Annotated in this window: 23 protein-coding genes and 1 pseudogene; 11 read left to right on the top strand and 13 right to left on the bottom strand. The window is 51.9% G+C overall.

Annotation, left to right across the window (positions count from 1 at the left end; translation table 11 throughout):
• Positions 1 to 127: 127 nt before the first annotated feature.
• Together C7B16_RS16470 and pepQ are read right to left on the bottom strand one after the other, a co-directional pair.
• Positions 128 to 232 (bottom strand): annotated as a pseudogene (locus C7B16_RS16470) (IMPACT family protein); the annotation flags it as partial.
• Positions 232 to 1563 (bottom strand): Xaa-Pro dipeptidase, encoded by a 1332-nt coding sequence (gene pepQ / locus C7B16_RS16465; protein ID WP_107179914.1) that lies wholly within the window; start codon positions 1561 to 1563, stop codon positions 232 to 234. The pseudogene C7B16_RS16470 and the gene pepQ, both read right to left, overlap by 1 nt.
• Positions 1564 to 1751: 188 nt before the next feature.
• Here pepQ and fadB point away from each other — a divergent pair, with 188 nt between their 5' ends.
• Together fadB and fadA are read left to right on the top strand one after the other, a co-directional pair.
• The gene (fadB, locus tag C7B16_RS16460) at positions 1752 to 3941 is read left to right on the top strand and encodes a fatty acid oxidation complex subunit alpha FadB (RefSeq protein ID WP_000965974.1); all 2190 of its coding nucleotides are present in this window, start codon (positions 1752 to 1754) and stop codon (positions 3939 to 3941) included.
• A gap of 9 nt (positions 3942 to 3950) precedes the next feature.
• On the top strand, positions 3951 to 5114 hold the full coding sequence (fadA, locus tag C7B16_RS16455) for an acetyl-CoA C-acyltransferase FadA (protein WP_000438693.1): 1164 nt from the start codon (positions 3951 to 3953) through the stop codon (positions 5112 to 5114).
• A 147-nt stretch (positions 5115 to 5261) separates the two neighbouring features.
• On the opposite strand, the gene fre is transcribed toward fadA, so the two are convergent.
• Positions 5262 to 5963 (bottom strand): NAD(P)H-flavin reductase, encoded by a 702-nt coding sequence (gene fre / locus C7B16_RS16450; protein WP_001517365.1) that lies wholly within the window; start codon positions 5961 to 5963, stop codon positions 5262 to 5264.
• 45 nt (positions 5964 to 6008) lie between these two features.
• A complete protein-coding gene (ubiD, locus tag C7B16_RS16445; RefSeq protein ID WP_000339824.1) occupies positions 6009 to 7502 on the bottom strand; it encodes a 4-hydroxy-3-polyprenylbenzoate decarboxylase in 1494 nt (497 codons plus the stop codon).
• A 166-nt stretch (positions 7503 to 7668) separates the two neighbouring features.
• On the opposite strand from ubiD, the gene rfaH reads away from it, so the two are divergent.
• Positions 7669 to 8157 (top strand): transcription/translation regulatory transformer protein RfaH, encoded by a 489-nt coding sequence (gene rfaH, locus C7B16_RS16440; protein ID WP_001192396.1) that lies wholly within the window; start codon positions 7669 to 7671, stop codon positions 8155 to 8157.
• Here the strand turns inward: rfaH and tatD are convergent.
• The 9 genes from tatD to udp form a co-directional block, all read right to left on the bottom strand.
• A complete protein-coding gene (gene tatD / locus C7B16_RS16435) occupies positions 8154 to 8936 on the bottom strand; it encodes a 3'-5' ssDNA/RNA exonuclease TatD (protein WP_107179913.1) in 783 nt (260 codons plus the stop codon). The genes rfaH and tatD overlap by 4 nt on opposite strands.
• 41 nt (positions 8937 to 8977) lie before the next feature.
• Positions 8978 to 9754, bottom strand: a complete 777-nt coding sequence (gene tatC / locus C7B16_RS16430; protein ID WP_000109943.1) for a Sec-independent protein translocase subunit TatC — start codon at positions 9752 to 9754, stop codon at positions 8978 to 8980.
• A 2-nt stretch (positions 9755 to 9756) separates the two neighbouring features.
• Positions 9757 to 10272, bottom strand: a complete 516-nt coding sequence (gene tatB, locus C7B16_RS16425) for a Sec-independent protein translocase protein TatB (protein ID WP_000459603.1) — start codon at positions 10270 to 10272, stop codon at positions 9757 to 9759.
• A 3-nt stretch (positions 10273 to 10275) separates the two neighbouring features.
• Positions 10276 to 10545, bottom strand: a complete 270-nt coding sequence (gene tatA / locus C7B16_RS16420; protein WP_001517367.1) for a Sec-independent protein translocase subunit TatA — start codon at positions 10543 to 10545, stop codon at positions 10276 to 10278.
• 78 nt (positions 10546 to 10623) lie between these two features.
• On the bottom strand, positions 10624 to 12264 hold the full coding sequence (gene ubiB, locus C7B16_RS16415; RefSeq protein WP_000187550.1) for a ubiquinone biosynthesis regulatory protein kinase UbiB: 1641 nt from the start codon (positions 12262 to 12264) through the stop codon (positions 10624 to 10626).
• The gene (ubiJ, locus tag C7B16_RS16410) at positions 12264 to 12869 is read right to left on the bottom strand and encodes a ubiquinone biosynthesis protein UbiJ (protein ID WP_001116105.1); all 606 of its coding nucleotides are present in this window, start codon (positions 12867 to 12869) and stop codon (positions 12264 to 12266) included. The genes ubiB and ubiJ overlap by 1 nt, the downstream gene beginning before the upstream one ends.
• 13 nt (positions 12870 to 12882) lie before the next feature.
• Positions 12883 to 13638 carry a bifunctional demethylmenaquinone methyltransferase/2-methoxy-6-polyprenyl-1,4-benzoquinol methylase UbiE gene (gene ubiE, locus C7B16_RS16405; protein ID WP_000227958.1) on the bottom strand — a complete coding sequence of 252 codons (756 nt, stop codon included), beginning with the start codon at positions 13636 to 13638 and terminating at the stop codon, positions 12883 to 12885.
• A gap of 94 nt (positions 13639 to 13732) precedes the next feature.
• Positions 13733 to 15160, bottom strand: a complete 1428-nt coding sequence (rmuC, locus tag C7B16_RS16400) for a DNA recombination protein RmuC (protein ID WP_000347690.1) — start codon at positions 15158 to 15160, stop codon at positions 13733 to 13735.
• Between the two features lie 140 nt (positions 15161 to 15300).
• Positions 15301 to 16062, bottom strand: a complete 762-nt coding sequence (gene udp, locus C7B16_RS16395) for a uridine phosphorylase (protein ID WP_000045177.1) — start codon at positions 16060 to 16062, stop codon at positions 15301 to 15303.
• Positions 16063 to 16323: 261 nt separating this feature from the next.
• Here udp and C7B16_RS16390 point away from each other — a divergent pair, with 261 nt between their 5' ends.
• The 8 genes from C7B16_RS16390 to C7B16_RS16355 all read left to right on the top strand — a co-directional run bounded on the left by C7B16_RS16390 (position 16324) and on the right by C7B16_RS16355 (position 24603).
• Positions 16324 to 17133, top strand: a complete 810-nt coding sequence (locus C7B16_RS16390; RefSeq protein WP_107179912.1) for a dienelactone hydrolase family protein — start codon at positions 16324 to 16326, stop codon at positions 17131 to 17133.
• Positions 17134 to 17389: 256 nt separating this feature from the next.
• Complete coding sequence (locus tag C7B16_RS16385; RefSeq protein WP_107179911.1) at positions 17390 to 18058, top strand: cysteine hydrolase family protein; 669 nt, start codon at positions 17390 to 17392, stop codon at positions 18056 to 18058.
• 5 nt (positions 18059 to 18063) lie between these two features.
• On the top strand, positions 18064 to 18924 hold the full coding sequence (locus C7B16_RS16380) for a DUF2877 domain-containing protein (protein ID WP_001517371.1): 861 nt from the start codon (positions 18064 to 18066) through the stop codon (positions 18922 to 18924).
• 94 nt (positions 18925 to 19018) lie between these two features.
• A complete protein-coding gene (gene fdrA / locus C7B16_RS16375; protein WP_107179910.1) occupies positions 19019 to 20578 on the top strand; it encodes an acyl-CoA synthetase FdrA in 1560 nt (519 codons plus the stop codon).
• Positions 20575 to 21999, top strand: a complete 1425-nt coding sequence (locus C7B16_RS16370) for a DUF1116 domain-containing protein (protein ID WP_024193619.1) — start codon at positions 20575 to 20577, stop codon at positions 21997 to 21999. Before fdrA ends, C7B16_RS16370 begins: the two co-directional genes overlap by 4 nt.
• Positions 21992 to 22948 carry a carbamate kinase gene (arcC, locus tag C7B16_RS16365; RefSeq protein WP_000240541.1) on the top strand — a complete coding sequence of 319 codons (957 nt, stop codon included), beginning with the start codon at positions 21992 to 21994 and terminating at the stop codon, positions 22946 to 22948. The genes C7B16_RS16370 and arcC overlap by 8 nt, the downstream gene beginning before the upstream one ends.
• 16 nt (positions 22949 to 22964) lie before the next feature.
• Positions 22965 to 23354: a glutamyl-tRNA amidotransferase gene (locus tag C7B16_RS16360; RefSeq protein WP_000214035.1), complete on the top strand. Its 390-nt coding sequence runs from the start codon at positions 22965 to 22967 to the stop codon at positions 23352 to 23354.
• 25 nt (positions 23355 to 23379) lie between these two features.
• Positions 23380 to 24603, top strand: a complete 1224-nt coding sequence (locus C7B16_RS16355) for a cytosine permease (RefSeq protein WP_061090340.1) — start codon at positions 23380 to 23382, stop codon at positions 24601 to 24603.
• The last annotated feature ends 35 nt before the right edge of the window (positions 24604 to 24638 follow it).

Raw genomic sequence — 24638 nt, 5'->3', positions numbered from 1 at the left:
CAACCAGTTGAGCGGATTCGCGTTTAAACTCTGCGCTGAAATTTCTTTTTTTCATTGGAGCACCTGTGTTGTTCTGAGGTGAGCATATCACCTCTGTTCAGGTGGCCAAATTTAGTGTGCCACTACACGCCGCCTCGACGCCATCGGTATGTGCCAACAGCGTAATGAAGCGGCTTTTTTTGATCTCTTCAATGACCGTGACCGGTGCCGCAGGAATTAACCAGCTTTCCATCACGCCAGCTTCAAATCCCGGGTCATGTTTTCCACGTTATTTTCGTGGATCACCACGTTGTCTTCGATACGAATGCCGCCGAACGGTTTCAGTGCTTCAATTTTCTGCCAGTTGAAGTGTTTGCTGAACTGCCCTTCACGCCACGGAGCCAGCAGCGATTCGATGAAGTAGATACCCGGTTCGATGGTTAACACCATCCCCGGCTGGAGAATACGAGTGCAGCGCAGGTACGGATATTTTGCCGGTGCCGCGAGATGCGTACCACTATCATCCTGCATAAAACCGGCTACGTCATGCACCTGCAGGCCAAGCGGATGCCCGATACCGTGCGGCATAAACGGCCCGGTAAGATCGTTTTCGACCATCGCTTCTTCACTCATATCAGTGATGATTTGGTGTTTACGCAACAGTTTAGCGATGCGCTGATGGAACTGGATGTGGTAATCCACATAGCTGACACCCGCCTTCATGGTGGCGATCAGCGCCAGTTGTTCATCATTAACGTCTTTCACCAGTTGCGCATAGTCATTGTCGCTTTTTGCCGACCAGGTACGAGTCAGGTCAGCCGCATAGCCGTTATATTCGGCCCCGGCGTCCAGCAGGAAGCTGCGCATCTCTTCCGGCGCCTGATGATCCAGTTTGGTGTAATGCAACACCGCAGCATGTTCGTTAAGCGCCACAATGTTGCTGTAAGGTACGTCGGTATCACGATGGCCGGTCGCGGTCAGGTAGGCGATGTTGATATCGAACTCGCTCATACCGGAACGGAAGGCTTCTTCTGCCGCGCAATGACCATTGACCGCCATTTTCTGCGCTTCACGCATACAGGTCAGTTCGTACTCGGTTTTGAAAGAACGGTAGTAATGCAGGTAGTCAATGACCCCTTTCGGATTGATGTTGCTGGCCTCAATGCCCAGTTGCAGCGCACGTTCCGGCACCGGACCAATATAACCGATATTGCCGCGCGCGGCAGGCAGTTGGCTACCAATACCATCAGCTTTCGGGAGCGCGATCACTTCCACATCTTCAGTCCAGAAGGAGGTCGGCAGCGGTTCGACGTTGTGCCAGTAATCAACCGGCAGATAAAACCACAGTTTCGGTTTGTTCACGCCATCCACCAGCAACCAGCAGTTTGGCACCTGAGTTACCGGCACCCATGCTTTGAATTGCGGGTTCACTTTAAACGGATAGGGATGATCGTCGAGAAAAACGTTGAACAGCTCGCCAGAGTGAATAAGTAATGCATCCAGCTTGAAGCGCGCCAGCGCATCGCGAGTCCGTTCTTGCAAGGTAGCTATATGATTTTTATAAAGCGAGGCCAGTGATTCCATTTTTTACCCTTCTGTTTTTTGACCTTAAGTCTCCGCATCTTAGCACAACGTTCATACAGAGCGTGATTTCTGCCGAGCGTGATCAGAACGGCATTTCTTTAATCTTTTATTTGCATATTTTTAACATAAAACACACACTTCAAACCATCTGGTACGACCAGATCACCTTGCGGATTCAGGAGACTGACATGCTTTACAAAGGCGACACCCTGTACCTTGACTGGCTGGAAGATGGCATTGCCGAACTGGTGTTCGATGCCCCAGGCTCAGTTAATAAACTCGACACTGCAACCGTCGCCAGCCTCGGTGAGGCCATCGGCGTGCTGGAACAACAATCAGATTTAAAAGGGCTGCTGCTGCGTTCGAACAAAGCAGCCTTTATTGTCGGTGCCGATATCACCGAATTTTTATCGCTGTTTCTCGTTCCGGAAGAACAGTTAAGCCAGTGGCTGCATTTTGCCAATAGCGTGTTTAATCGCCTGGAAGACCTGCCGGTGCCGACCATTGCCGCGGTCAACGGCTACGCGCTGGGCGGTGGCTGCGAATGCGTGCTGGCGACCGATTATCGTCTGGCGACGCCGGATCTGCGTATCGGGTTGCCGGAAACCAAACTTGGCATCATGCCGGGCTTTGGCGGCTCCGTGCGTATGCCACGAATGCTGGGCGCTGACAGTGCGCTGGAAATCATTGCCGCCGGTAAAGATGTCGGGGCCGAACAGGCGCTGAAAATCGGTCTGGTTGATGGCGTAGTCAAAGCAGAAAAACTACTTGAAGGCGCGATGGCAATTTTACGCCAGGCCATTAACGGCGACCTCGACTGGAAAGCGAAACGTCAGCCGAAGCTGGAACCGCTGAAACTTAGCAAGATTGAAGCCACCATGAGCTTCACCATCGCTAAAGGGATGGTCGCACAAACAGCGGGGAAACATTACCCGGCCCCCATCACCGCAGTAAAAACCATTGAAGCCGCCGCCCGTTTTGGTCGTGAAGAAGCCTTAAACCTGGAAAACAAAAGCTTTGTTCCGCTGGCGCACACCAACGAAGCCCGCGCACTGGTCGGCATTTTCCTTAACGATCAATATGTAAAAGGCAAAGCGAAAAAGCTTACCCAAGACGTTGAAACACCGAAACAGGCCGCTGTACTGGGCGCGGGCATTATGGGGGGCGGCATTGCTTACCAGTCCGCGTGGAAAGGCGTGCCGGTTGTCATGAAAGATATCAACGACAAGTCGTTAACCCTCGGCATGACCGAAGCCGCGAAACTGCTGAACAAGCAGCTTGAGCGCGGCAAGATCGATGGTCTGAAACTGGCTGGCGTGATCTCCACGATTCACCCAACGCTCGACTACGCCGGGTTTGACCGCGTGGATATTGTGGTAGAAGCGGTTGTTGAAAACCCGAAAGTGAAAAAAGCCGTGCTGGCAGAAACTGAGCAGAAAGTACGTCCGGATACCGTGCTGGCTTCTAACACTTCAACCATTCCTATCAGCGAACTGGCCAACGCGCTGGAACGCCCGGAAAATTTCTGCGGGATGCACTTCTTTAACCCGGTGCACCGGATGCCGTTGGTAGAAATTATTCGCGGTGAGAAAAGCTCCGACGAAACCATCGCAAAAGTTGTCGCCTGGGCAAGCAAGATGGGCAAGACGCCGATCGTAGTTAACGACTGCCCGGGCTTCTTCGTTAACCGCGTGCTGTTCCCGTACTTCGCTGGTTTCAGCCAGTTACTACGTGACGGTGCGGATTTCCGCAAGATCGACAAGGTGATGGAAAAACAGTTTGGCTGGCCGATGGGTCCGGCATACCTGCTGGATGTCGTGGGGATTGATACCGCGCATCACGCCCAGGCAGTGATGGCAGCGGGCTTCCCGCAGCGGATGCAAAAAGATTATCGCGACGCCATCGATTCATTGTTTGATGCCAACCGCTTTGGTCAGAAGAATTGCCTCGGTTTCTGGCGCTATAAAGAAGACAGCAAAGGCAAGCCGAAGAAAGAAGAAGATTCCGCCGTTGACGGCCTGCTGGCAGAAGTCAGCCAGCCAAAGCGTGATTTCAGCGAGGAAGAGATTATCGCCCGCATGATGATCCCGATGGTCAACGAAGTGGTGCGCTGCCTGGAAGAAGGCATTATCGCCACTCCGGCAGAAGCGGATATGGCGCTGGTCTACGGCCTGGGCTTCCCTCCGTTCCACGGCGGCGCGTTCCGCTGGCTGGACACCCTCGGCAGCGCGAAATATCTCGATATGGCGCAGCAATATCAGCACCTCGGCCCACTGTATGAAGTGCCGGAAGGTCTGCGTAATAAAGCGCGCCATAACGAACCATACTATCCCCCGGTTGAGCCAGCCCGTCCGGTTGGCGACCTGAAAACGGCTTAAGGAGTCACAATGGAACAGGTTGTCATTGTCGATGCAATTCGCACCCCGATGGGCCGTTCGAAGGGCGGTGCTTTTCGTCACGTGCGCGCGGAAGACCTCTCCGCTCATTTAATGCGTAGTCTACTGGCGCGTAATCCGGCGCTGGAAGCAGCGGCTCTCGACGATATTTACTGGGGTTGTGTGCAGCAAACGCTGGAGCAGGGTTTCAACATCGCCCGTAACGCGGCGCTGTTGGCAGAAGTGCCGCATTCCGTCCCGGCGGTTACCGTCAATCGCTTGTGTGGTTCATCCATGCAGGCATTGCACGACGCGGCACGAATGATCATGACTGGCGATGCGCAGGCATGTCTGGTCGGCGGTGTGGAACATATGGGTCATGTACCAATGAGCCACGGTGTCGATTTTCACCCAGGTCTTAGCCGCAATGTTGCCAAAGCGGCGGGCCTGATGGGCTTAACGGCAGAAATGCTGGCGCGTATGCACGGTATCAGCCGTGAAATGCAGGATGCCTTTGCCGCACGGTCACACGCTCGTGCCTGGGCCGCCACGCAGTCGGGCGCATTTAAAAATGAAATCATCCCGACAGGTGGTCACGATGCCGACGGTGTACTGAAGCAGTTTAATTACGACGAAGTGATTCGCCCGGAAACCACCGTGGAAGCCCTCGCCACGCTACGTCCGGCGTTCGATCCAGTCAGCGGTACGGTAACGGCGGGCACGTCTTCTGCGCTTTCCGATGGTGCTGCAGCCATGCTGGTGATGAGTGAAAGCCGCGCCCGTGAATTAGGTCTTAAGCCACGCGCCCGCGTGCGTTCGATGGCGGTTGTCGGTTGTGACCCGTCGATTATGGGTTACGGCCCGGTTCCGGCCTCGAAGCTGGCGCTGAAAAAAGCGGGGCTTTCTGCCAGCGATATCGGCGTGTTTGAAATGAATGAAGCCTTTGCCGCGCAGATCCTGCCGTGTATTAAAGATCTGGGGCTGATGGAGCAGATTGACGAGAAGATCAACCTCAACGGTGGCGCGATCGCACTGGGTCATCCGCTGGGCTGTTCCGGTGCGCGTATCAGCACCACGCTGCTGAATCTGATGGAACGCAAAGATGCCCAGTTTGGTCTGGCGACGATGTGTATCGGTCTGGGCCAGGGCATTGCGACGGTGTTTGAGCGGGTTTAAACACTTGCCGGATGCGGCGTGAACGCCTTATCCGGCCTACGGTTCAGGACTCTTTGTAGGCCGGATAAGACGCGACATAGAGTAATGCCACTGAATAAAGCTTTAGTTGCCGTTTTTCCCGCCTGTCAGGGGCGGGTTTTTTAACCCTTAGATAAACGCAAACGCATCGCCAAACAGGCGATCTTCCCGCGCATTACGCTCATTGCAGAACAGGTCTCGGGCGATTTTCGCCATCTCAAAACGTCCAGCGATATAGATATCATGCTCTGCTAACGTACCGTGATCCTGCAACACCGCCGTTAATACCGTACCGGTACGCCCTCGCCAACCCGCTTCCGGCTGTTCAACCACCGGCACCACTTGTAAACCAGGATGCTTAAGCGAAAGCGCCTCAAGCTCAGAAAGATCGTACAGATGTTGCTGCTCACGCCCGCCCCAGTAAATAGTGATATTACGATTGGGATTACGCGCCAGCGCCGTCAGCAAAATAGAACGGGCATAAGAGAAGCCCGTGCCGCCGGCAATAAGAATCATTGGACGCTCTTCATCATCGCGCAGCCAGGCTTCACCGTGGGGGATATCGACTACGATTTGATGATCTTTAAGGATGCGGTCCATGACAGCTTTCGCGTAAAGATTGATTTCAGAAGCACCGATATGCAACTCGATAAATCCTTTTTCATCAGGCGTTGAGGCCATTGAAAATGGGCGTTTATCGCGCTCGTCCATCACTACCATCAAATACTGACCTGCACGGAATGAAAAGGCCGCATCTGGCACGATTCGAACACGGTATACGGTATCCGTGATAGCTTCTACCGAGGTCACTTTACAGCTTAAGGTTGTCATGCGCTTTCTCTGTCGGATCAATAAATAGGGCAAAACAAACGCGCATCAGGCGCTTTTACCGTTGTTAAAGATGGCCAGTTCATCCCAGATTGCGTCAATATGCGCAACAACATCCGGATCTTTTTTGATAGGACGCCCCCACTCACGCTGGGTTTCCCCTGGCCATTTATTCGTGGCATCCAGCCCCATTTTTGAACCCAGCCCGGAAACAGGCGAGGCAAAGTCCAGATAATCAATAGGCGTATTTTCAACCAGCACCGTATCCCGCGCCGGGTCCATGCGGGTAGTAATCGCCCAAATCACATCGTTCCAGTCGCGTGCGTTGACATCATCATCGCAGACGATCACAAATTTAGTGTACATAAACTGACGTAAGAACGACCAGACGCCCATCATGACGCGCTTTGCGTGTCCAGCGTACTGTTTTTTGATCGTCACTACCGCCAGTCGATAAGAGCAGCCCTCCGGCGGCAGATAAAAATCAACAATTTCCGGGAACTGTTTTTGCAGAATCGGCACGAACACTTCGTTCAGCGCCACGCCCAACACCGCAGGTTCATCTGGCGGACGACCGGTATAGGTGGAGTGGTAAATCGCATCTTCACGCTGGGTAATGTGCGTTACGGTAAAGACAGGGAAGCTATCAACTTCATTATAGTAACCCGTGTGGTCACCATATGGGCCTTCTGCAGCCATCTCACCCGGGTCGATATACCCTTCCAGCACGATTTCTGCACTGGCAGGTACTTCGAGGTCATTAGAAATGCACTTCACCACTTCGGTTTTGGTGCCACGTAACAATCCGGCAAAGGCGTATTCCGACAACGTATCCGGCACTGGCGTCACCGCGCCGAGAATCGTCGCAGGATCAGCCCCCAGAGCAACAGAGATCGGAAAACGTTCACCCGGATGCGCCGCGCACCACTCCTGATAATCCAGCGCACCGCCGCGGTGCGACAGCCAGCGCATAATCAGCTTGTTTTTACCAATCAACTGCTGGCGATAAATGCCAAGATTTTGCCGCTCTTTGTGCGGCCCCCGCGTCACCGTCAACCCCCAGGTAATCAACGGAGCAGCATCTTCCGGCCAGCAGGTCATAATGGGAATGCGGTTGAGATCGACATCATCACCAGAAACAATTTTTTGCTGACAGGGCGCACCACGTAACCGTTTCGTCGGCATGTTCAACACCTGCTTAAACTGCGGCAGCTTATCAAACAGATCGCGAAAGCCTTTTGGCGGCTCCGGTTCTTTCAGAAACGCTAATAATTTACCGACTTCCCGCAACGCCGAAACATCCTCTTGCCCCATACCCATAGCGACACGTTTCGGCGTACCAAACAGGTTGCACAGCACCGGCATTGAATAACCTTTAGGATTTTCAAACAACAGCGCAGGTCCACCGGCACGCAATGTGCGGTCGGCTATTTCAGTCATTTCCAGATGCGGATCCACCGGGAGCGTGATACGTTTTAGCTCACCCTGCTGTTCAAGCAAGGTCAGGAAGTCGCGTAAATCGTTATATTTCATGGCGTCCATTGTAGCCTCTTAATCTGCGCACATTATACGGCGTTCATCTTTACGATGCTGTAAATTTGTTAAATTAGCGTGAACTCAGGCGGTATAACGCAAACCCGGGAATATAATTAACTTAACGCATCGCTTTTGCTATTCTTGCGCCCCGATTAAACGGATAAGAGTCATTATGCAATCCTGGTATTTACTGTACTGCAAGCGCGGGCAACTCCAACGTGCCCAGGAACACCTCGAAAGACAGGCGGTTAATTGCCTGGCGCCGATGATCACCCTGGAAAAAATCGTACGAGGCAAACGTACTGCAGTCAGTGAGCCATTGTTCCCCAACTACCTGTTTGTGGAATTTGATCCAGAAGTGATTCATACCACCACCATCAACGCCACTCGGGGTGTCAGCCACTTTGTCCGTTTTGGCGCATCGCCAGCGATAGTCCCATCGGCGGTGATTCATCAGTTATCGGTGTATAAACCGAAAGACATTGTCGATCCGGCAACGCCATATCCAGGTGATAAGGTGATTATTACCGAAGGTGCTTTCGAAGGTTTTCAGGCCATTTTCACCGAACCCGACGGTGAGGCACGCTCTATGCTCTTGCTTAATCTTATCAATAAAGAGATTAAGCACAGTGTGAAGAACACCGAGTTCCGCAAACTCTAGAACGCAATCCCAAATAACTTTTTGACATTGGCATCCGTGGTGGCAGCCAGCCATGCGGCATCTTCCCCACGCCAGTACGCAATACGTTGCAAAATATGGGGCAAACAGGCTGGCTCGTTGCGCCGGGAGGATGGCTTCGGCGTGAGATCGCGCGGGAGCAAATACGGTGCATCAGTTTCAATCAGTAGTTTATCTGCCGGAATCAACGGCAACAGTTCTCGCAGTTCCAGTCCGCGTCGTTCATCGCAAACCCAACCAGTAATGCCAATATAAATGCCTCGCGCCACACATGCCTGCATCTCTTCGCGTGTGCCAGTAAAACAGTGCAACACCGCGCCAGGTAGTTTATCCAGCCACGGCTCCAGCAATGTAATAAACCGCTCATGGGCATCGCGACAGTGCATAAACACCGGCATGTTTAATTCTGCGGCAATACGCAACTGGGCAACAAAGGCACGTTCCTGTTCTTCTGGCGTAGAAAAGTTGCGGTTAAAGTCGAGGCCACACTCACCCATCGCCACCACTTCTGGCTGCGAGGCCAGCTCCACAAGCACTTCTTCTGTTGCATCTTGCCACTGGCTGCTGTCGTGAGGATGCACGCCTGCCGTTGACCAACAGTGCAGATACTGACGCGCCAGTTTTTGCGCCTGTTGGCTTTCGTGCAGGTTAGTGCCGGTGACGAGTAGCCCATCAACACCCGCAGCAAAAGCGCGTGCCACAACATCATCGCGGTCTTTCGCAAATTGCGAACTGGTCAAATTAACGCCGATATCAAACATCCTGCTCTCCATATGACAACCGCCCTGACGGGCGGTTGAATTTATTCTTCAGTTTTTTCGCTTTCTGCTTCAGCGTCGTTTTCTTCTTCCCGGTTTCGACCTTTACCAACGTAAAAGCGTGAGAAGAAGACACCGATTTCAAACAGGCAGTACATCGGGATCGCCAGCAGCGTTTGCGAGAAGACATCCGGCGGCGTCAGTAGCATCCCGACAACAAATGCGCCAACCAGCACATACGGGCGTTTTTTGCGTAAGTCTTCTGGAGAGGTAATCCCCATCCAGCACAGCAACACAATTGCCACCGGTACTTCGAAGGAGACGCCAAACGCCATAAACAACGCCATAACGAAGCTTAAGTAGCTGGCGATGTCGGTGGACACCTGTACCCCTTCTGGCGCGGTATTGGCAAGGAAGCCAAATGCCAGCGGGAAGACCACAAAATAGGCAAACGCCATACCGATATAAAACAGCAGAGAGCTGGAAACCAGCAACGGCACCACCAGACGACGTTCGTGCTTATACAGCGCGGGAGCGATAAACGCCCACACCTGATAGAGAATCACCGGCGCTGACAGAATCAGCGACACCATAAAGGTCAACTTGATCGGCGTAAAGAACGGCGAGGCCACGTCGGTGGCGATCATCGTTGAACCTTGCGGCAACTGCTTGATCAACGGCGCGGATACCAGGTGATAGATATCATTGGCGAAATAGACCAGGCACAGAAATATCACGATCACCGCGATAATGCAGTTCAGCAGACGCTTACGCAGCTCAATCAGATGCGTGATAAGCGGTTGAGTATCTTCTACAGACATGTTTACGGTTTATCACTCGATGAAGGGGAAGATGCAGCGGTTTTCGGTTCAGCATCCGCAGCAGGTTTTACCACCGGCTCTGGCGTGGCTTCTGGCTTCTGTTCCGGCGAGCTGGCCTGAGTTTCCGCAGCGGCAGGCGTGACGCCTTCATGCGCAGCCTCATTGTCTTTCACCACCGGGTTATGGATGGTGTGCGCTTCATCACTCACCTTTTCAGGATCGTTTGCGACGTAGGAACGTTTCATCGACTCCGCGGCCTGGCGCAGTTCATCCATCGACGCTTTCAGTTCGGGCGTCAGGTTAGTGAGACTCGCCTTTTCAACCTTTTTCAGGCTGTCCTGAAACTCCTGGAGTTTTAACTCCTGGGTCAGTTCGTTCTGCACCGTTGTCGCCAGTGAACGCAACGCACGAATCCAGCCCGCTACCGTTTTTACCGCCACAGGCAATCGTTGCGGCCCCAGAACGACGAGGCCGATGATGAATACCAATAGCAGTTCGCTAAAACCGATATCAAACACGGATTACACCTGCTCTTTATCGTGGCGCTTCGCGTCTTCTGTTTTAGCCTGTTCCTGGTTCGTATCCGCCTGCTTATCGACGATAGTTTTCGCAGTAAAATCAGCATCCTGACTGGTTTTATCCTGCTTTGGTTCATCATCGCTCATTGCTTTTTTAAAGCCTTTGATCGACGCACCAAGATCGGAACCGATGGAGCCGAGCTTTTTGGTGCCAAAAAGCAGTACAACGATGACGGCAATAATCAATAACTGCCAAATACTGATACCACCCATACATGTTCCTCTGTGGTAGATGATGATTAAACAAGGCCGCATTATACGTTACACGGCTCGCCTTGAGCGATGAAAAAATCAGCGTGTTTTGCGCCAACCGACAAACCAGGCGCTCAGCCCCCCCGCCATTAACCAGGCGGGCATCAACCCAAATTCAGGTCGGCTGACCAACAAGAATGTGCCACTTAATACTAATGTCGCACCAATTCCGAGAAAATAACGGGATTGTCCCTGACGCACATGATTCGACTGTAACTCGCGCGCAATCTTATCAACACTGTGCTGTAAATACTTGCCCTGGCGCAAACTGTCATAAACCAATTCAGGCAGTTCTGGCATTTTTTCGATCCAGAACGGCGCTTTTTCCTTAAAGGCTCTCACCAGCGCAGGAATACCAACCTGATCTTTAATCCACGATTCAAGGAAGGGTTTTGCAGTTTTCCATAAATCGAGCTGTGGATAAAGTTGCCGTCCAACGCCTTCGATATAGAGCAACGTTTTCTGAAGTAACACCAGTTGCGGCTGTACTTCCATGTTGAATCGACGCGCCGTATTAAACAGATTTAACAGCACATGTCCAAACGAAATTTCCGCCAGCGGTTTTTCAAAGATAGGCTCGCACACGGTACGAATGGCAAATTCAAAATCTTCCACGTTGGTATCTGGCGGCACCCAGCCTGAATCAACGTGCAACTCCGCCACTTTGCGATAGTCACGGTTAAAGAAGGCGATAAAGTTTTCCGCCAGATAGCGTTTATCTTCTTTGTTTAGCGAGCCAACAATCCCGCAATCAATACCGATATACTTCGGGTTTTCCGGGTGTTCGAAGCTTACGAAGATGTTGCCTGGGTGCATGTCGGCATGGAAAAAACTGTCACGGAAGACCTGAGTAAAAAACACCTGCACGCCGCGTTCCGCCAGCAATTTCATGTTGGTGCCGTTTTTCTCCAGCGCCGCGACATCAGAAACCGGAATGCCGTAGATGCGCTCCATCACCATCATCCCTTCGCTGCAATAGTCAGGGTAAACTTCCGGAATGTAGAGCATCGGGCTGTTTTCAAAATTGCGCCGCAACTGGATTGCGTTAGCGGATTCCCGCAACAAATTCAGTTCGTCGATCAACGTTTTCTCGTACTCGCGAACCACTTCAGTTGGGCGCAGACGACGTCCATCCGGCAGTAAGCGCGGCACCCAGCGGGCGAGACGATAAATAAGTTTCAGGTCCGCTTTAATAACCGGCAAAATATCCGGGCGGATAACTTTAATCACCACCTCTTTGCCATTCGATTTCAGCCGCGCAGTATGTACCTGCGCAACGGAAGCCGATGCCAGGGGCGTAATGTCAAAATCATCAAACCACGCTTCCACCGGCAAGCCGCCCATCGCCGCTTCAATTTGTGCTTTCGCCAGTTTGCCATCAAACGGTGCGACTTTGTCCTGCAATAACGCCAGTTGGTCGGCAATATTCGGCGGGAAAAGATCGCGGCGGGTCGATAACATCTGCCCAAACTTGATCCATACAGGACCCAGTTCTTGCAGCGCCAGTCGTAGCCGCTCGCCTAATGGTTTATCTTTATGCCGATTCGGCATCCAGAACAATGAGTATCGCCATAACCGCAGCGGCAAAGTGATACGCATTTTAGGAATCAGTTCATCAAGTCCGTAGCTTAAAAAAGTGCGAATGATGAAATACAGGCGCCGTACTTCACCTGGCGTCATTAAACTGCCTCCAGTTTTTCCAGCCGTTTGGTTAGCGCATCAACGGCACGTTCAACGGCGGCTGTCTCTTCCGCAAACCAGGCCACTTCAAGCGGACCTGGCGCCATACGCCACTCTTCGGTAATTGCTTCAGCCACATAACGTTGCTGGCGTTTAATACCGTGATGCAGGAACTTCGCGCCACCACGCAGGGCTTTGCTGATGCCTTCGGCAGCGATATCACCAGTATAAGGAGCCAGCAGCTCCGCTGGGTCAAACTCCGCGAGATCTGCCAGTGCAACGAAGTTCTGTACTACCTGAATATCGCCCTGCACTTCCAGCTCGCCGCTGCGGATTAACGCGGCAAGCTGCTGGCGATCGCGGAGTTTCGGTAACACGCTGGCATAAGCAATGACGGTGCAATCAGCATCACCCGCCCATTCTCCCAGAACATCGACCTGACGTTCGCTAAATACCAAAATCAGCGAGGTCGAAAAGCCTTTTACCTCTATGCGCAATACTTTGCCCAACAGACGCGAGCGGGCAGTTTTCAGCGCGGGTGAGCGATACAGGAAGGTGTTGAGCAGACTTTCTATTCCTGCCGTCACTAAAGGTTTAAAAGGCATAGTCGTACTCCTGTCAGAACTTATAACCACGGTGCAGCGCCACAACGCCAGCCGTCAGGTTGTAATAATCGACACTTTCGAATCCGGCATCTTGCATCATGGCTTTCAGGGTATCCTGATCGGGATGCATACGGATGGATTCTGCCAGATAACGGTAGCTGTCGGCGTCATTCGCCACCAGCGAGCCAATACGCGGCAACACATGGAAGGAGTAAGCGTCATAAGCTTTGCTTAGCGGCTCGATAATCGGCTTCGAGAACTCAAGCACCAGCAGACGACCGCCGGGTTTCAGCACGCGATACATCGAACGCAGCGCTTTATCTTTGTCAGTGACGTTACGCAGACCAAACGAAATGGTGATGCAATCAAAGGTGTTATCCGGGAACGGTAGAGCCTCGGCATTTGCCTGAACATACTCAACGTTGCCAATCACGCCGATATTACGCAGCTTCTCGCGCCCCATTTTGAGCATGGATTCATTGATATCAGCGAGGACCACTTTGCCAGTTTCACCGACCAGGCGGGAGAATTTCGCCGTCAGATCGCCAGTGCCGCCAGCCAGATCCAGCACGGTCTGCCCACGGCGTACGCCGCTACAATCGATCGTGAATCGCTTCCACAAACGATGAATACCAAAGGACATCAAATCGTTCATGACATCGTATTTCGATGCCACGGAATGGAAAACGTGGGCGACCATGTCCGCTTTTTGTTCCTTCGCGACGGTCTGAAAACCAAAGTGCGTCGTTTCTTGTGACTTATCCACCATCTCAATGCCTGCTCATCAAAAAATTGTTCCAGAAGTGTAACAGATTGGGCGTCGTTGCCCTAGATTTCTACCCGGTTTAGCTACCCCTAATGGGCTAACGCGATTGCTGATTATATTCATCATCACGTTGATAAGCTTCACCATTCGGCTGCTCCGGAACCGACCGCAATCGGTACTCTTCGTCCTGGCTTACCGCCTGATCGGCCAAATCCGGATTAATCTCGCGTTTAATTTCTACCCCTAAACCACGAAACGCTTCTGCCTGCGCCAGCACATTTCCGCGACCTGAAGAAAGTTTTTTCATCGCCTGGCGATAGTTATCCTGCGCTTTATCCAGACTTTGACCAATCGCAGACATATCATCAACAAACAGGCGCATTTTGTCGTACAGCTTGCTGGCACGATCAGCGATTTGCTGAGCGTTACGGCTTTGATGCTCATAACGCCACAGGTTGGCGATAGTACGCAACGCCACCAGCAGCGTGGTGGGGCTAACCAGCATAATATTGTTTTTCAACGCTTCGGTGATTAGCTCCGGCTGCCTGTCCAGCGCCAGTAAGAATGCCGGTTCGACGGGGATAAACATCAGCACGTAATCCAGGGTTCTTAGCCCAGGAAGCTGCTGATAATCTTTACGCCCCAACAAGCGGATATGGTTACGCACCGACGCGATATGTTCCTGCAATGCGCTTTCGCGGGTGTAGTCGTCTTCCGCATTGAAGTAGCGTTCATAAGCGACCAGCGTCATTTTGGCGTCGATAACCACATCTTTCCCCTGTGGTAAGCGCACGATGACATCTGGTTGCATCCGCGAGCGGGCGTCATTCTCGATGCTGACCTGGGTTTCATATTCATACCCCTCACGCAACCCGGAAGCCTCCAGTACTCGCGTTAATACCACTTCGCCCCAGTTACCCTGGGTTTTATTGTCGCCTTTTAGCGCCCGTGTCAGGTTGATTGCTTCCTGGGCCATTTGGGCGTTGAGTTGTTGGAGATTGCGAATTTCGTGGGTCAGGGTATGGCGTTCTTGTGCTTCTTTACCAAAACTGTCCTGAACCTGACGGCGAAAACCATCCAGTTGTTCACGCAGCGGCGACAAAAGGCTGTTCAGACTCTGGCGATTTTGTTCATCAACCCGGCGATTGCTGTGTTCAAAAATACGGTTAGCGAGGTTTTCAAACTGCTCGCTTAAACGCTGTTCGCTGTTGATCATCTGGCGAATTTTATCGTCAGCATGTTGCTGTGCGGCTTCCATCCGCGTGGTCACTTCACGCAGATCGGCCTCCAGCGAGGTGTTAATACTTTGCAGGCTGCGCACTTCGTTATTGAGTAGTTCACACTCTTCACGCCAGTGCTCACTTTGGGTAATTTGTTGTTTTGCCGCACTTAACTCCGCAACCATCTCTTCACGTTCGGCTAGTTGCTCGGCTTTTTGCTGTGCATGTTGATAACTGGCAAACAGCCAGCCGATGGCCACACTGACCAGTGCAATAATGGCATAAACAATGATTGAGAAATCCACAAAGCCTCCTGACGCAACAACTTACCCGCACAAAATAGAATTGTGCTGTACAAACGTCCAGTTGGAAAGGCATTTCCTGCGAGGCGCTACGCAAAAATACAAAAGGCCGAACGTATCGGCCTTCAGACAGGAGAAGAGAATTACAGCAGACGACGCGCCGCTTCCACCACGATTTTCACCGCATGGCTTTCGGTTTGTTTCATCGTCTCAGCATTCGGGATCTCTTGCTGGGTACGGTTAACAATAACGCCAGCTACCATACCGGCACGCAGGCCCTGGCTTGCACACATGGTCAGCAGAGTTGCAGATTCCATCTCATAGTTCATTACGCCCATCGCCTGCCACTCTTCCATAGAGCCTTTAAAGTGACGGACTACACGGCCAGAATAAGTGTCGTAACGTTCCTGGCCCGGGTAGAAAGTGTCAGAAGAGGCAGTCACACCCACGTGAGTGGTTGCACCAATAGACTTCGCTGCTTCAACCAGCGCGGTAGTACATTCGAAATCAGCCACTGCCGGGAATTCCAGCGGTGCGAAATGCAGGCTCGCGCCATCCAGACGAACAGACGCCGTAGTAACCAGTACATCACCAACATTAATATGCGGCTGAATAGCGCCAGTCGTACCGATACGCAGGAAAGTGCGAATGCCAAGCTGTGCCAGTTCTTCAACGGCAATAGAAGTCGACGGACCACCGATACCGGTAGAACAAACGATAACAGGTTTACCATCCAGCTCTGCACGCCAGGTGGTGAATTCGCGGTGAGATGCCAGTTTAACCGGCTTATCCATTAGCGCGGCGATCTTTTCCACACGATCCGGGTCGCCAGGAACGATGGCTAGCGTAGCCCCTTGTAAATCGTTTTTAGTGAGGCCGAGATGAAAAACATCAGACTTGGACATATACAACTCCTCTGTGAATCGGTTTAGTCAGAAGAAGCAAAATGATACTTTACCGAAGGGATTAACATTTTTTCGTGATAATCATCACTATGATGCAAATGTGTTGCATACATTTACTCATCAAAGGTGACTTAAATCACATAATTTGCTCTTAAGTCAGTAAGGCTGCTTAAAAGATGAGCCATTTGAGGCAATGTGAATTGTTGCACGCTGACTATAGTTAACATTGCGCAAAATTTTCATAAGGGTACGGAGAATCCCATGACAACAACACAACAATCCGGATTTGCACCTGCTGCATCACCCCTCGCCTCAACAATTGTTCATACCCCGGACGATACGATTGTGGCAGGGTTCACCTCTATCCCTTCACAAGGGGATAACATGCCTGCTTATCATGCTCGTCCAAAGCAGAGCGATGGCCCACTACCTGTGGTCATTGTAGTGCAGGAAATTTTTGGTGTGCATGAACATATCCGCGACATTTGTCGCCGTCTGGCGCTGGAGGGGTATCTGGCTATCGCACCAGAGCTTTACTTCCGCGAAGGCGATCCGAATGATTTCACCGACATCTCGACGCTGTTAAGTGGTCTGGTAGAAAAAGTACCTGACTCACAGGTGCTTGCCGATCTCGATCACGTCGCCAGTTGGGCGTCACGCAATGGCGGTGATGTGCATCGCTTAATGATCACTGGATTTTGCTGGGGTGGGCGAATCGCCTGGCTGTATGCCGCGCATAACCCGCAACTGAAAGCGGCAGTAGCGTGGTATGGCAAACTGACGGGCGACAAAACATTAAATTCACCGAAACAGCCTGTTGATATCGCGGCTGACCTTAATGCCCCGGTTCTCGGGTTGTACGGCGGTCAGGATAACAGCATTCCGCAGGAGAGCGTTGAAACCATGCGCCAGGCGCTGCGGGCAGCGAACGCGAAAGCGGAGATTATCGTTTACCCGGATGCCGGACATGCATTCAACGCCGATTATCGCCCGAGCTATCATGCCGAGTCTGCGCAAGACGGCTGGCAGCGAATGCTGGAATGGTTTACGCAGTATGGTGTTAAAAAGTAACGCCATTGCCGCTAAATCTGATGATTAAGCTCACACAATTTCAACGATTTTTTTAATCTCAAAAACATACAGCATCAAAAAATTTGTTGCTGTATGCCACTATTTGACCCCCTTCACATTCGTCATCACACCACCTGCTGAATGCAAAAATTTCGTTGCTGTGCGGCAAACTTTTTTCCTGTTTTATACCGCTTTTCTCCTGAATACTCGCTCTCAGAACAACCGGATCGTTTAAACATCAGACAGGAGATTTACCATGACGCAATCCATTTTTCAGGCCCAACCCTTTGAATTACCTTTTGATCCGTGTACGACTGCACTGGTCATGATCGACATGCAGCGTGACTTTGTCGAGGCAGGAGGCTTCGGTGAGGCATTGGGTAATGATGTTTCGCTGGTTCGCACGGCTATCGCGCCATGTACAGAGGTGCTGGCAGCCGCACGTCAAAAAGGAATTATGGTTATTCATACCCGTGAAGGCCATCGCGCTGACTTAAGCGACTGCCCACCAGCCAAACTGACACGCGGTGGTAAAGCCTTTATTGGTGAACCAGGACCGATGGGACGCATTCTGGTCAGAGGTGAAGCAGGTCATGACATCATTCCTGAACTGTACCCGGTAGCAGGCGAACCGGTGATTGATAAACCTGGCAAAGGCGCTTTTTATCAAACCGACTTACATCTGATTTTGCAAAACCACGGTATCAAGACGCTGATTGTTTGTGGTGTGACTACCGAAGTTTGCGTAACCACCACCGTGCGCGAAGCAAATGACCGTGGCTATGAATGCATCATCCCGGAAGATTGTGTTGGCTCCTATTTCCCGGAATTCCAGAAATACGCCCTAGAAATGATCAAAGCACAAGGTGCTATTTTCGGTTGGGTGACTGATTCCAAAGCCATTATTGCAGGTCTGGAAGGCTAACACCGATGGTACAGGTTACGCTTTGCGCATCGTCGTTGGGGTATCTTTTTCCGCGGAATGAAACGCAAAATTTACGTCTGCATAGTGCTTTTAAGCATGCGGTAAATCTGTCTTCAGAAGCGGGAACATTCATCACCCTGCTGTGTGCGCAAACGTATCTGAATCTCCCTGATGCCGCCAGAGTCATCCTGCCTGAGCGTTGGGACTGGCGAAGAGAGATCGCCCGTTCAGATCCTGTTCAGTTAACCCCTGGCTTGCTACAAACACCTCGCTTTTACGTGGTGCTTCATAACACAACACTCTGGCAGCCGCCATTTGTGGGGGGAATGTTGACACTTGAGGCGTTCCCTTTGGTTTTACAGCACTACCCAACAATGGCATCGCAACGGCTTTTATTTTGTCTGGAGCATAACGTTCAAAGCACATTGCACCTGCCGGATAGCCTCATGCACGAGGGATTAGAGATTATGGAACATCCAGATGCGCTGGAACGCCAGGTGCCACAACTGATCGGCTTTGGCAAAGGCTTAACGCCCGATGGTGATGACTATTTGCTGGGCTATCTGGCGGCGCTCTGGTTATGGCAACTACCTGCACCACTTGCCGATCATCAATACCGGTTGCAGCAGGCAATTAACCAACATGCACACAACACCACGGATATTAGTCGTCATTATCTGGAGCGTGCACTTCAGGGACATTTTTCAGAACCGATTTGCCAGTTACTCGCACAACTGGTTGGGGGCGCATCGGCAATGACCATCGCATCTTATGCTGAACGGGTCATGCAATTTGGCGCAACGTCAGGAGTGGACTGCCTTGCAGGAATGCTGCATGGCTTTCGAACCCTGAACACCATGAATTGATTTCAACCTTTTCTCCCGTAGCCCGTTTATGGCGCTACACGGGGATGCTTTGCCCGAATTTTGCTATCGGGCGGAATGAAACAGGCATAACAGCATGAAAGTTAAATATAAAGTTTTCAGCAATCTTTATCAGGACTCAGTGTCTCTGATGCAGATTTCCGCGCAAATCAGCAAGTTGACCGGTATTCAACAGGCCTCGGTCGTCATGGGAACGCCCAATAATCTCGAACAATTGCGCGATGCGGGTCTGGGCGACGAAATCAACGCCAGCCCCAATGATTTAGTGATCGCGGTTATGGGTGAAGAAGAGATTTGCAATGAAGCACTGGTGCTGGCCCAACAACGTCTGACCAGCAAGCCTGATGATGAAACGGATAGTGGCATTAAAACACCGGAAAAGGTCAGTCTGGAAATGGCACTGGAAGCCGAACCCGAAGCCAACCTGGCACTCATTTCTGTACCGGGAGACTACGCCGCCGCCGAAGCGATTAAAGCGTTAAACCTCGGAATGAACGTGATGATGTTCAGCGATAACGTCAGTATCGAGCAGGAAAAATCCATCAAAACTCTAGCCCGGGAACGTCAGCGCATCGTAATGGGGCCGGACTGTGGAACCGCCATTGTTAACGGAATTCCGTTAGGCTTCGCCAATGTGGTGAAACGCGGAGCAATTGGTGTTATCGGTGCATCCGGCACCGGGTTACAGGAAGTGACTTGCCGAATCGACCGACTCGGAGCAGGCATTTCTCAGGCTCTGGGAACAGGTGGGCATGATCTCCGTGAAGAGATTGGTGGAATATCGATGCTCTTTGCTTTAGATGCACTGGCGCAAGATGATGAAACGCGCGTGATTGTGCTGATTTCAAAACCGCCGTCACCCATCGTTGCCCAAAATATTCTGGAGCGTGCCGAGGCTTGTGGAAAACCCGTGGTAGTGAATTTCCTCGGTGCAAATCCGCACGATCTGGCACGCCCCAATATCACCGCTGCCACCACGCTGGCCAGCGCTGCGGATATCGCCGTGGCGTTGCTAAATGCTCAGCCTCTTCCGGCTGTTGAGACAGAGGTTTCCTCTGCCGATCTCGCAATGTTAGAACACGCCAGCCAACATCTGTCAGCCCATCGCCAGGCGATACGCGGAGTTTTCGCCGGAGGAACCTTCTGTTACGAAGCGCAACTTATCTGCCAACAAAAGGGATTCAGCGCAGCCTCCAATACGCCAGTTGCGGGTAATCGCACACTGGCAAATATCTGGCAAAGCGAAGAACACACGCTGATCGATATGGGCGACGATGATTTCACCCGTGGCAAACCGCATCCAATGATCGACCCGACTCTGCGCAATCAACGTCTGCTCAACGAACTCAACGACTCACACACTGCCGTCGTGTTATTCGACCTGGTCCTTGGTTATGGCGCTTCCGCTATGCCTGCCAGCGAATTACTGGAGCAACTTTCACACATCAACATGAATAACGCACCGTTGCTGATTGCGCACGTTTGCGGAACAGAAGCTGATCCACAAGTACGCAGCCAACAGATAAGTGCGCTGCAAAACGCAGGCGTCATCATCGCCGGCAGTAATGCACAGGCGGCGCTATGGGCCAGCACCGTTGCGCAGACTCAGTTGCAGAAAAAGGGGCTAAACGCATGAACACCTTATTTAATCAGCCTTTGAAGGTCGTGAACGCGGGACTACACAGTTTTGCTGACAATATTCAACACGCCGGGGGAAGCGCAATTGCCCTCAACTGGCAGCCACCAGCACAAGGCGATATTGACGCTGGATTGGATCTGGCATCGTTGCTACGTCATCCACTGGTAGAAAATGCCAACCAAATCGCCATGACACGTTATCTCGAAGCACAACCCGTGCTGGTGGATGTCATGCTCGCTAAAGAGGCCATTCCAGCAATGGCTGAACAAAAACGTATTTTGCACTCTGGTCCGCCGATTGCCTGGGAAGAGATGTGTGGTCCGGTAAAAGGAGCGATTATTGGTGCCATGCTGTACGAAGGTTGGGCCACCAACCAGCAAGATGCAGAAAACCAGATAACCGCAGGCGATATCGACCTTGCCCCTTGTCATCATTATCACGCGGTTGGCCCAATGGCAGGCATCATCAGTCCGTCAATGCCGTTATGGGTGGTAGAAAACAAAACCAACGGCCACCGTACTTTTAGCAATTTCAATGAAGGTCTGGGTAAGGTTCTCCGTTTTGGTGCCAATAACGACGAAGTTCTCAATCGTCTGGCCTGGATGCGCGATGAGCTGGCTCCGGCAATGAAAGCAGCAATCGCACAACACGGCGAGCTGGAACTCAAGCCATTAATGGCGCAGGCGCTGCATATGGGGGATGAAGTTCATAATCGCAATGCCGCTGCTACCGGTTTGCTGATTAAGCGTCTTCTTCCGGCATTGCTGGCCAGCTCTCTTCCACAAGAACATATCCAGCGCGCCGTGGCATTTATCACCAGTAACGATCACTTCTTCCTTAATCTGTCGATGGCTGCCTGCAAAGCGATGATGGATGCCGCCGCCAATGTACCGTTCAGTTCAATGGTTACGGTAATGGCGCGTAACGGGGTGAATTTTGGTATTCGGCTTTCCGGTACTGGCGATCGCTGGTTCCAGGCTCCCGCCAATGCAGTTGAAGGTCTGTTCTTCCCCGGATTTGGCGTTGACGACGCCGCTGCTGACCTGGGCGATAGCGCAATTACCGAAACCGCAGGTGTGGGTGGCTTCGCGATGGCGTCATCTCCGGCGATCGTCAAATTTGTGGGAGGCACCCCTGCCGATGCCACCAATAACAGCCGCCGGATGCAGGCAATCACCCTCGGCGGCAATCCCGCATTTACACTTCCGGCTCTCAATTTTGCCCCCACCGCAGCAGGGATTGATGCGCGTAAAGTGACCGACCGCGGCATTTTACCGGTCATCAATACGGGTATCGCCCACAAACAAGCGGGGGTCGGGCAAATTGGTGCCGGGATCACCACTGCGCCAATGGCCTGTTTTGTCGCCGCTGTACGTGCACTGGCTGAGATCGTCGCAAAGGAGAATCATCATGGTTAAGCCTCTGGCTGTTGTCGCGGTTGGCGGCAATGCGCTCATCCAAGACGATCAGCACAATAGTATCCCCGATCAATATGTTGCAGTGATGGAAAGCGTGCAGCATATCGTTGATATGGTTGAAGCCGGATGGGATCTGGTGCTAACCCACGGTAATGGGCCGCAGGTGGGCTTTATTCTGCGCCGCTCAGAACTTGCCAGTAACGAAGTTTCTCCGGTTCCGCTTGATTACGCCGTGGGTGATACACAAGGTGCTATTGGCTACATGTTCCAGAAGGCACTGCATAACGAACTGGCTCGCCGTGGCATAAACAAACCGGTAATTGCGCTGGTGACACAAACGCGAGTCAACCCACATGACGATGCTTTCACCAGCCCCAGTAAACCGATTGGCGCATTTCTCGATGAAGTAACGGCTCAACAACGCCAACAACAACTCGGCTGGACTCTGATGGAGGATGCCGGGCGCGGATGGCGGCGTACGGTTCCCTCTCCTGCGCCACTGGAAATTATTGAACATGGCACCATCGCTCATCTGGTGCGCCAGGGATATCTGGTCATTGCCTGCGGCGGTGGTGGTATTCCGGTGGTGCGAGACGGGCAACAACTGAAAGGTGTGGAAGCTGTGATCGATAAAGATCTGGCCTCCGCGCTGCTCGCCAGTCAGTTGGCCGCGGATCTACTGGTGATCCCCACCGGTGTAGAAAAAGTGGCGATTAACTTTGGTACACCACAACAACAGTGGCTCGATGCTATCAGCGTTGCCGAAGCACAAACGCTGTTGCGGGAAGGTCAATTTGGTATCGGCAGTATGCAACCAAAAGTGGAAGCCATTGTTGATTTCATCAATACCAGCCTGCAACAAGGCAAACAGGCCAGCGGCCTGATTACTTCACCGCAAACCATAAAAGCAGCCCTTTCGCATCAGAGCGGCACATGGATAACCCTTTAATTCTCTGGAGAACTCAATGACTACAACACTTTTAGCCGTTAACGGAACGCTGATGCGCGGCCTGGAACTCAACCCAAATATGCAAAAAGCGGGCGGCATTTTTGTCCGTGAAGACCGAACTGACGCCCATTACCGGTTGTGGAGTATTAACGATCGCCATCCGGGAATGATTCGCGTGAATGAAGGGGGAACACACGTCGACGTAGAAATTTGGCAACTGCCACTGGCCAGTTTTGCCGCTCTATTAATGAGCGAACCTGCCGGACTGGCAATTGGCAAAATCAAACTTGCCGATGGTAGCGAAGTGCTGGGCGTACTGGCAGAAAACTGGCTGACGGAAGGCCAACGGGAAATTACAGAACTGGGTAGCTGGCGCAAATACACCGGGCATTTTCATACTGTGTAACGCGCATTTATAAAGGGAACATACTATGCGTAAAAAAGAAGAGAATCTGAAAACGGCATCAGGATTGCGTATTGCCATGATTTTGCTGGGTATTGCCGTCACACCTGTGCTGTTGTCATCCTCAAGCCTCGGCAATCAACTTTCCAGCGGCAGTTTAATTAGCGTCGTATTGTTAGGCGGCGTCATTCTGACCTTACTTTCTACCATCACCATTAGCGTTGGAGAAAAAGCCCGCCTGCCAACGTATGGCATTGTGAAATATTCGTTTGGCGAAAAAGGGGCCATTGCCATTAACATTTTGATGGCGATAAGTCTGTTCGGCTGGATTGCCGTTACCGCCAATATGTTTGGTCATTCGGTACATGACTTACTGGCCCAGCATGGGCTGGAAGTTCCACTGGCACTGTTAGTGGCGCTTGGTTGTGTCATTTTTGTCGCCTCTACGGCATTTGGTTTTGCCGTTCTGGGAAAAATTGCCCAGATTGCCGTGCCAGTTATCGCGCTGGTGCTGTGTTACATCCTCTATGTGGCAACCCATACCGAAGTAGCAGCACCAGCAGCGATAGTGGAGATGAATACGGGTGTCGCCGTTTCCACCGTTGTTGGTACGATTATTGTACTGGTTGCCACACTGCCTGATTTCGGTAGCTTTGTGCATAACCGCAAACATGCGCTGATTGCCGCAGGCGTGACGTTTCTGGTTGCCTACCCTCTGCTCTACTGGGCGGGTGCAACGCCGAGCGCCATTAGCGGTCAGGGATCTTTACTGGGTGCAATGGCGGTATTCGGTGCGGTTCTGCCCGCGGCGCTGTTATTGATTTTCGCCTGCGTCACCGGTAACGCGGGCAATATGTTCCAGGGCACGCTGGTGGTTTCCACGCTGCTTACCCGCTTTCCAAAATGGCAGATTACCGTGGCGCTGGGTATCCTTTCCGCCATCGTAGGCAGTCTGGATATTATGGCGTGGTTTATTCCGTTTCTACTGTTCCTCGGTATCGCCACGCCACCCGTTGCCGGAATTTATATCGCTGACTTTTTCCTTTATCGCCGTAATGGCTATCAAGAGTCAGTATTAGCCCAGGAGTCACAGATTAAAGTGCTGACATTCGCAGCCTGGATCATAGGCGCTGCGGTTGGCTTTATGACGGTAAAAGGCTTATTCACCCTGACGACGATCCCTTCGGTGGACTCTATTCTGGTGGCATGCATCGCGTATGCGATTCTCAGTCGGGTAAGTCAACACCGCTAATTCCTGGGTATACTCAAGCAATGATTACGGCTGAA

Origin of the sequence: Escherichia sp. 20412-1, from assembly GCF_003027595.1 — a bacterium.
GTDB classification, from domain to species: Bacteria; Pseudomonadota; Gammaproteobacteria; order Enterobacterales; family Enterobacteriaceae; genus Escherichia; species Escherichia marmotae.
This window is presented reverse-complemented; position numbering and strand designations above follow the sequence as displayed.